The sequence below is a fragment of the Lapillicoccus sp. genome (assembly GCF_046595215.1).
In the GTDB taxonomy this organism is placed as follows: domain Bacteria; phylum Actinomycetota; class Actinomycetes; order Actinomycetales; family Dermatophilaceae; genus Lapillicoccus.
In genome coordinates this window covers 1-9,017 of record NZ_JBKJPP010000201.1, presented here as the reverse complement: position 1 = coordinate 9,017, position 9,017 = coordinate 1, and the positions used below count along the sequence as shown (strand labels likewise).

General features: G+C 67.7%; 6 protein-coding genes and 2 pseudogenes. 2 read left to right on the top strand and 6 right to left on the bottom strand.

The genetic code is table 11. The features are described 5' to 3' along the window. The 6 genes and pseudogenes from ACLL9L_RS16830 to ACLL9L_RS16805 form a co-directional block, all read right to left on the bottom strand. Window positions 1–394, bottom strand: a pseudogene (locus tag ACLL9L_RS16830) (hypothetical protein); the annotation flags it as partial. Further along, entirely contained in the window at window positions 391–2,103 is a 1,713-nt protein-coding gene (locus tag ACLL9L_RS16825; protein WP_411285807.1) for a dihydroxyacetone kinase family protein, read from the bottom strand. The pseudogene ACLL9L_RS16830 and the gene ACLL9L_RS16825, both read right to left, overlap by 4 nt. Before the next feature lie 67 nt (window positions 2,104–2,170). After that, a complete protein-coding gene (locus ACLL9L_RS16820; protein ID WP_411285806.1) occupies window positions 2,171–3,193 on the bottom strand; it encodes an NAD(P)-dependent alcohol dehydrogenase in 1,023 nt (340 codons plus the stop codon). Between the two features lie 112 nt (window positions 3,194–3,305). Then, window positions 3,306–4,379 (bottom strand): substrate-binding domain-containing protein, encoded by a 1,074-nt coding sequence (locus tag ACLL9L_RS16815; protein WP_411285805.1) that lies wholly within the window; start codon window positions 4,377–4,379, stop codon window positions 3,306–3,308. Window positions 4,380–4,488: 109 nt separating this feature from the next. After that, complete coding sequence (locus tag ACLL9L_RS16810) at window positions 4,489–5,508, bottom strand: ABC transporter permease (protein WP_411285804.1); 1,020 nt, start codon at window positions 5,506–5,508, stop codon at window positions 4,489–4,491. Next, a complete protein-coding gene (locus ACLL9L_RS16805) occupies window positions 5,505–7,085 on the bottom strand; it encodes a sugar ABC transporter ATP-binding protein (RefSeq protein WP_411285803.1) in 1,581 nt (526 codons plus the stop codon). Before ACLL9L_RS16805 ends, ACLL9L_RS16810 begins: the two co-directional genes overlap by 4 nt. A 304-nt stretch (window positions 7,086–7,389) precedes the next feature. On the opposite strand from ACLL9L_RS16805, the gene ACLL9L_RS16800 reads away from it, so the two are divergent. Further along, window positions 7,390–8,148: a DeoR/GlpR family DNA-binding transcription regulator gene (locus tag ACLL9L_RS16800; protein WP_411285802.1), complete on the top strand. Its 759-nt coding sequence runs from the start codon at window positions 7,390–7,392 to the stop codon at window positions 8,146–8,148. Between the two features lie 172 nt (window positions 8,149–8,320). Further along, a pseudogene (locus ACLL9L_RS16795) lies at window positions 8,321–8,689 on the top strand (DUF6994 family protein). Window positions 8,690–9,017 lie beyond the last annotated feature (328 nt).

The following is a 9,017-nucleotide window of genomic DNA, read 5'->3' as shown; positions in this document are numbered from 1 at the left end:
CATACGGGTTCCAGTACCATGACTCGGGCGTGTAATCGCCGACCTCCTTGACCATATATTCAGCAAGGCGGCTGCCAAGCACATTATAGCTATAGGTCGCAACGTCGCGCGTCCAGTCGGTGTTGACCTGCCCTGCGTTGGCGTTGCCGATGGTGACCGAAGATTGCTGACCGCTGTTGAACCAGCCGAAGGACACGAGCATCCCATTGCTGCTCGATGAGGTCATTCGGCCTGCAACATCATAGCCATAACCGGTTTCGTGGCCGCCCAGATCGCGCTTGAGGATCGTCTTGTACTCGAGTCCGGCGTCGTCGGAACCGACGACGATCCGCCAGGGTGGCGGCGATGTCGGTCGTGGCGACTCCGGTGTCTCACCTGTCGGGGCAGCGGTCATCGCGCACCCCGCAGGACGCGAGCGACGGCGTGGGCGCACAGGGCGAAGGACGTGGCGCCGGCGTCGACCGTGCCAATACTGCGAGCGGCCAAGGGTCGGGCCCGCCCGAGCTTCGGGGTAAGTGAGGCGGTGGCCTCGGCCGCTGCAGTGCTTACCTCGGCCGCAGCGGCCCAAGCCGCTGATACGGTTGCGCCAGAGCGGATCTCGCCCGTCAGGGTGTCGGAGAACGGCACGTAGGCATCCACCATCGTCTTGTCTCCGACGCTCGCGCCTCCCAGTCGGCACAGCGACTCCAGACCGGCCGCCACACCGTCCGCGACCTCGGTGTCCGACGGGGCGACCGTGTCGCCCCAGGACATCCCGATGGCTCCGAGGACGGCGCCCCAGAGCACGCCGGACGTCCCCCCGGCCCGGCCGGCGAACGCATCACCGGCGGCGACCAGAGTCGAGCCGGCGCCGGCCCCCGCGTTGGCGGCCGCGGTCACGGCGGCACCGATAGCCTTGACCATCCCCCGGCCGTGGTCACCGTCGCCGGCGACGGAGTCGATGCGGCCGAGCTCGTCCTCGGCCCGGACGACCACCGAGCTCATCTCTTCGAGGGCTGCCGCAACGACCGCGGCGCAGGCACGGGATTCGGCGGTGCTCGGCAGGACAGCGGCAGAGGTCTCCACCATGGTGCTCGCCGACCGGCGAGGCATTGCCGGGGTGGTCGCCGCGGCTCCCTTTCGGAACGCGGGGGTGTCGGCAGGCGCCCGCCAGAGGCGCTCGAGCTCGTCATCGAGGAAGACAAGGGTGAGCGAGCAGCCGGACATGTCGAGGCTGGTGACGAGCTCGCCCACTTCGGGGTCCACGACCTCGATACCTGCGGCGGCGAGCAGGGTTGAGACACTGGCCCACAGCACGAAGAGCTCCTCGTACTTGGTCGTGCCGAGGCCGTTGAGAATCGCTCCGACCCGGGCGCCGTCCTTTGCCGGTCGTTCGGCGAGCACCCCCTCCACGAGCCGTCGGGCGAGCTCCGTGGCCGAGGACAAGGGGGCGTCCTCGACGCCCGGCTCCCCGTGGATCCCGAGCCCAGCGCCCATGTGGCCCTCGGGGACGGAAAGGAGTGGGGCGTCGGCGCCGGGCATCGTGCACCCGCCGAAGGCGACACCGAGGGTGCGGGTGCGGTCGTTGGCATGGCGCGCGACCCGTTCGACCTCGTCGATCCCCATGCCCTCCTCCGCCGCGGCGCCGGCCACCTTGAAGACCACGAAGTCGCCAGCGATCCCCCGCCGCTTCGTGATCTCGTGGACCGGGGCACTGGCGATGTCGTCCGTCACGAACACGACTCTTGTGTCGATGCCCTCGCGGTTGAGGCGCTCGTGCGCAAGGGTGAAGTCCATGACGTCACCGGCGTAGTTGCCCGTCGAGAGAAGGAGGCCTGCGTCCGACGCCGCCGCCCGTCCGACCGAGTAGGCATCCGCGGTGGAGGGCGAGGTGAAGATGTTGCCCACCACCGCGCCGTCAGCGAAGCCGCTGCCGACGACACCACAGAATGCCGGGTAGTGACCCGACCCACCACCGACGACGACTGCCACCTTCCCTGAGGGGGTCTCTGCGGCGCGGACGGCGCCACCGGGCAGGCCGACGACGCGGTCACGGTGCACGTCGAGGAACCCGACGAGCATGTCCTCGGTGAACGTGTGGGGGTCGTCGAATACGAAGGTCATGATTGTCCTTCCGGGCGAGTGGTCGTGTCGTCGGATCGTCGTGGGCCCGGGCCGGGTGTGGCCGGGTTTAGCTGGCGGGGTTGATGACGGACTTGACGGCTTGGGGGTCGCGTTGCCCTGCCACGAGGGCGTCCAACGTGCGGTCCAGGGGGAAGTGGCCGGTGACGAGTCGGTCGACGTCGACGCGACCACTCGCGACGAGGTCGATGGCCGTGGGCCAGGTGTTGGCATACCGGAACGTGCCGGTCACCTCGATCTCGCGGTTCTGCACGTGGGAGAGCGGCAGGGCGAGCTCGTTGCCGCCCATGCCCACGAGGACCACCCGTCCGGCGCGCGCCACGGCGCGGATGCCGTCACGGGTCGACCCCGGGTGACCACTGCACTCGAGGAGCACGGTCGGCTCGACGCCGGAGTCGGCGATGGTGGTCTCGTCGACCCGGATCACCTCGCTCGCCCCGAGCTCCAGGGCTAGGGCCAGCCGGTGCGGGTTGAGGTCGGCGACGACGACCTCGGTGGCCCCGAAGGCCACCGCGCACTGCATGGCGACGAGGCCCACCGGTCCGGCGCCCGTGACGAGGACCCTGCTGCCGGCGGTCGTTCCGGCCCGGCGGTTGGCCCAAACGCCCACCGAGAGCGGCTCGAGCAGAGCCGCGGCGTCGTCCGACATGGTGTCCGGGACGGGGTGGGCGAAGGAGGCATGGATTACGACGAACTCGGCGAGGGAGCCGTCGATCGGTGGGGTCGCGTAGAACCGCATGGCCGGGCAGAGGTTGTATCGCCCCGCCAGACACTGCTCACAGGTGAGGTCGGGGACACCGGGCTCAATCGAGACGCGTTCGCCAACACGTTCCGGGGCGACTTCATTACCAACGGAGACGATCACCCCCGCCGACTCGTGCCCGAGCACCATCGGCGACTCCACGACGAATTCCCCGATCCTCCCGTGCTCGTAGTAGTGGACGTCCGATCCGCAGACGCCGACGGCCGAGACGCGGACGAGGACCTCTCCGGTGCCCGGCCGGGGTACGGGACGTTCCTCGATCGCCAGGTCATGGACGCCACGTAGGACCGCAGCACGCATCGTCGTCATGGGAAAGTTCCTTTCTGTAAGCCTGGGATCTCCGGGCTGGGCAGCGCGACGGGCTGCCCAGCCCAGGGGTGGTGTCCCCGCCCCCGGTCCTTCGCCGGGCGCGGGGGCGGAGTCAGCTCGTACCCTCGTCGGCAATCTTGCCGCTCTTGAGGTTGGCCTCGATGAGGGCGGGGAGCTGGGCGAGGAAGGCATCCTTCTCGGTGACGATGTGCTTGGTGTAGAGCGCGACGTTCTTGGACGTCACCGTCGGCATGAGGTAGACGGGGTTCTTGTTGACGTCCTCCTTGCGCGCGATCTTGGCCGCCACAGCGAGGCCCGCCGCGAGCTCCACGGTGCCGTTCTGGAGGTTGGTGCCGATGAAGTCGCCGCTGGAGACCGCTTTGAGCCCGTCCTCGATGCCGTCAACCCCAACGATCGGAAGCTTGACCCCGGCCTCGCGCGTCGCCTGCAGGGCACCGAGGCCCATGTCGTCGTTCTCCCCTACGATGCCGTTGATCTGGTTGCCGAAGCTGGAGAGCCAGTTCTTCGTCTTGTTGACGGCCTCGTCGCGCTTCCAGTTCGCGGTGTCCTTGGCGAGGATCTTCATGTCGGGGTACTTGGCGAGGATGTTCTGGATCCCCTTGGTGCGGTCGAGCTCACCCGACTGACCGAGGGGGCCCTGGAGGACGACGATGTTGCCCTTACCGCCGAGCTTGTCGGCCATCATCTGCATCTCCTGCTCACCGGCTTTGACGTCGTCTGGCAGAACCGAGCCAGCGAGGTCCTTGCTGTTGAGGCTGGCGTTGACCGCGAGGAACGGGATGTTCTTCGCCTTGGCCGAAGCGACCTGGGGCGCCAAGGAATCCGCCTGGACAGGCACGACGATGATGGCGTCGACGCCGGCGCTGATGAACTGGTCGACCTGGCTGGCCTGCGTGTTGACGTCGAGGTTCGCCGAGTTGAAGAGGACGTCAATGTTGTTGGCTTTGGCGTAGGCATCGATGCCGGCCTTGCCGGCCGTGATGAAGGACGACGTGTCGTAGACGCTGATGCCGACGCGTATCTGTTTGGTCCCGCCCGCAGTGCCGCCCGAGCTGGCGTTATCGCCGGAGTTCTTGCTGGGGTCACCGGCGCCACAGGCGGCCGCCGAGAGAAGCGCGACGCAGGTGAGGGCGACGGCGAGGGCGCGCAGAGGTCGATTGAACATCGTTTCTCCAATTTCGTGGTGGTGGTATTGGGGTACGGGAGATGCGAAGGTCTGACGGGGCGTGTAGGCCTGCGGGCAGCTCGAGTGAGTCGGGGGAACGAGCCAGAGCTCAGGTCCGACGGCGGGCCGACCAGACGTCGACCGCGACCGCGGCGACGATGAGCACGCCCTTGATCACGCTCTGCCAGTAGGCCGGGACGATGAGGATGTCGAGGCCGTTGTTGAGGGTCTGGATGAGGAGCAGGCCGAGGGCGGTGCCCCAGATGCCACCGCGGCCGCCGAGGAGGCTGGCCCCGCCGATGACGACGGCGGCGATCGCGTCCAGCTCGTAGCCCTGGCCGAGGTTTGGTGGTCCGGAGATGACGCGGGAGGCGAGCATGACGCCGGAGAGGCCGGCGAGCGTTCCGCTGATCACGTAGACGCTGAAGAGGATCCGCTTGGTCTTGACGCCGGCGATCTGGGCCGCCACCGGGTTGCCGCCGACGGCGTAGATCCTCATGCCGTAGGAGGTCCGCCGCATCACCACGGCCAGCACGATGATGCCGACGATCATGACGATGACGGGGATCTGGAGACCGAGCACCTTGTTGTTGGCGATCTCGCCGAACTCCGCAGGCAAACCGTTGATCGGGGCTCCGCCGCCGACGACGTAGGCGAGGCCCGAGGCGGTGGTGAGCATCCCGAGGGTGGCGATGAACGGCGGCACGTTAACCCTCGACACGAGGAACCCGTTGACGGCGCCGGCGACCAGCCCCACGAGGACGGCGACGAGCACGCTGATGAGAAGGCGCTCGGGATGGCCCTTCACCGTGGCCGCGGCGGCCATCGCGCTGAGGGCAATAAGGGACCCCACCGAGAGGTCAATGCCTCCGGTCAGGATGACTAAGGTCTGCCCGAGGGCGATCAGGGCAAACGGGGCGGCCGCGATGGCGATGTTCTGGATGTTGTCGAGGGTGCCGAAGCGGGCGCTGCGGTAACTGAAGTAGGAGATGATCAGCACCATCACGATGACCATGGCCCGGCGAATTGCCTGGTCCCGGAACCACACCGCGGTGAAGCGACCCCCGGCCTCTGGCTCCGGGACCGAGGTCCCCGTGTCCGGCGCCGGCGTCAGCTGCTGAGTGGTCATCGGGCGTCCTCCAGGGATGTGGTGGGGGTAGTGCTGACGGGACGGGGTTCCGCTGCGGGCCTCGGGGGGTCGGTCGGTTCGAGCCCGGCAGCGAGGCGGAAGATCGTGTCCTGCGCGGTGGGTTGGCCGAGGGCAGCCCGGTCGAGCTCACCGGCGACCTGGCCCTCGCGCATCACGAGCGCCCGGTGCGAGAGGGAGAGCACCTCCGGCATGTCCGACGACGCCATGAGGACAGCCATCCCAGAGTCGGCGAGGTCGGAGATGATCCGGTAGATCTCGCTCCGGGCCCCGACGTCGACACCACGGGTGGGCTCGTCGAGTAGGAGAACGTCCACGTGTCCGGTGAGCCAGCGGGCGAGGACGACCTTCTGCTGGTTGCCGCCGGAGAGCGTTCCGACGTGCTGGGAGAGGCTGCGGCTGCGCAGGCGCACCGATGACATGGCGTCCTTGACGACCTTCGACCGGTGGCCCTGCCGCAGCCATCCCCCGGCGGTGAACCGCGATAGCCTCGGAAGGGACCCATTGTCGAGGACGCTCATCGTGAGCACCGCCCCGGCCCCCTTGCGATCCTCGGGGACGAGGGCCATGCCCCGGGTGATGGAGGCGGCCGGCTGGTTGCGGGCGACGGTGTGGCCGCCGACAGAGACCGTGCCGGCGACGGACTTGCGGACGCCGAAGATCGCTTCAAGCAGCTCGGTCCGGCCGGCCCCAACGAGCCCGGCGAGTCCGACGATCTCCCCCCGGCGAACGGTGAGGTCGATCGGGGCGCTGTAGCCCTGGACGTGCAGCCCGCGCACCTCGAGAGCGACCTCGGACCCAGGCGCGCTGACGATCGGGAAAAGGTCCTCGAGCTCACGGCCGATCATCGCCTCGACGATGTCGTCGTCGGTGACCTTACCCAGCGGTTCGTCGAGGACCAATCCACCATCGCGCAGGACGACCACCCGGTCGGCGAGCGCCCGGATCTCCTCCATCTTGTGCGTCGTGTAGAGCATCGCGACCCCCTGATCGCGCAGCCGGTTCACCACGGCATACAGACGCTCGACCTCCCGCTCCGCGATCGCGGACGACGGCTCGTCAAGAAGGAGCACCTTGGCCCCGCCGCTGGAGTTCTTGACGATCTCGACGATCTGGCGCAGCCCCACCGATAGGCTGCGCAGCACCGCCTGCGGATCGATGTCGACCCCGAAGACCTCGAGCATCTGCTTGGCCTCGCGAGCCATCCGGCGACGGTCGAGGAGACCGGCGCGACCGCGCATCTCGCGGCCGAGGAAGAGGTTCTCGTAGACCTTCATGTCGAGGATCGGCGCGAGCTCCTGCGGCACGATGGCGACGCCCTGCCGGTGAGCGGCGTACGGGTCGCCCGCGGCGAGCGGGGCCCCCTCGACGAGAACGTCGCCCGAGTCGGGACGCAGCTGGCCAGACGCGATCTTCATCATCGTGGACTTGCCGGCGCCGTTCTCGCCGGCGAGTGCAGTGACGCTACCGGGAGCGAGGGAGAGCGAGACGCCTTTGAGGACCGGGACCCCACCGAAGGCCTTGACCAGATCGTGGCACTCGAGCGCTGGGGCTGTCACGGGATCTCCGACTTCGTCGTCGTATCGAGGGAGCGGACGGTCACTTGCCGACCATCTAGTATGTTCGTTCATGTGAAGTTCACACGATGTCACATCAGTTTGTCAAGGAGTTGAGGGCGCGGAGAATCGTGGCCGAGCGAGCACTGGAGTCGAATACCGATGTTTTGCAGCGCTCTTCAGGCACCAGCCGCAGCGCCGTCGTGGTGCGCCCCCGATTCCTGTCCGTGACTGGCCCCGCCCGGCTCCGTTAGGTCACAGATGTGTGACAATTTGGCTCCAAGATCACAGGGAAAGGAGACGCGCGATGGGCGCGAAGAGCAGCGTGGACCTCGAAAGCCGCCGCCAGTCGCTCACCGACCTGCTCAGCGTCGACGGGACACTGCGCATCGAGGAGCTCGCGGACCGGTTCGGGGTGAGCACCATGACGATCCGCCGCGACCTCCAGGCGCTCGAGGACCATGGCGTCGTCCGTCGTGTTCGGGGCGGCGCCGTTCGTGGCGCCGAACCGTTCGTGGCGCGAGAGGGTCGGGCTGGGGCGGCCAAGCAGATCATCGCGCGCAAGCTCGTAGGCCTCGTGCCAGCCGGGGGTGTCGGCATCTGCATGGACGCGTCGTCGACGATCTCGGTGCTCGCCGGCTCCCTCCCCCACTCAGAGAACCTCTCGGTGGTGACCGACGGGGTCGAGACCTTCCTCACCCTCCACCGGGACCCCCGCGTGCACGCCTACCTCACGGGGGGTCAGAAGGACCCCAATGCCGGGTCGCTCGTCGGACCTGTCGCCACGTTGACCCTGCGCCAATTCTCCTTCGCGAGGGCATTCCTCTCGGCGGCGGCGATCGACGCGCGCTTCGGGACGAGTGAGTTCTCCGCCGAGGAGACCGAGGTCAAGAAGCTCATGGCCCAGCTGTCCGACCACGTCGTCATGGCCGTGAACTCCGCGAAGTTCGAAACCGGTTCTGCCGCAAGGTGCCTCAGCTGGGACCAGATCGACCTCATGGTGACCGAGCTCGACGTCACCGACAAGCGCCTCGACCCCTACCGCAACCTCGTCGAGCTGTTCTGAGGTGCGCGGGGAGACAGACCTCCCCGAGAGAGCAACTTCCGGCTGAGCAGCCACACCATTGCCGCCACCTACTCAGGTTGGAGTCGGCCAGCGCGCCTCGTCGACGTCGTCCGACAGGCGCCGGCCGACGAGGTGAACGCCTTCTGCGGCCTGGCGTGCACGGCCGTACTCGATCAATCAGGCCCGCGGCATTCATTCCGGGATCGGCGACCGTTTCGACCTCACTCTCGAGTGCCTCCGACGCCACTACCTGGGCACCGTCAGCCCCCTCCGTGACGTCCTCGCCCGGCTTGGCGACTTCTTCGCCCTCTTCGGCGACTTCCGCGGGTGCGTCGACCACTTCCTCGTCAACGACCTGGTCTCGGAGGACTACGTATAGGTGAAGTTCTTCACGACCTTCGACGATTTCGCGGGTGACCCACTGCCGGCCGCGAGCGTTGCCGAGTACCGCACCTACATGAGCCGGTCGATGGACTTCATCAGGGCGCGCAACGAGCGAATCCACGGCGACGCCGCCTCGGAACTCCATGACCGCACTTGAACTTGGCGGCCCGTGAATTGCCGGCCGGCGCTGGCCTTCCGCAAATGCTGCACCTCGCACAACTCCGCCCTGCGTCTTTCCGGCTCCCGTTACCTTCTTGGAGCCCTCACCTTGGGGGTGCAGGCCAACGGCCCCGGCATGACTCACGGCTCCTGTTCGGATGATCTCAGAGGTGCTGTCACCGGGGTCGCCGGACGTTTGTGACCGCTGGTAGGGACATGGCCCGAGTGTGGATGCCTTCTCGTAACGTGGCTGCCGGCGCTTCGTCCAGGGCTGGCCTGCTCACGACGTAGAAGGGAATGCCGAGTTGTCTAAGACCAAGTCCAAG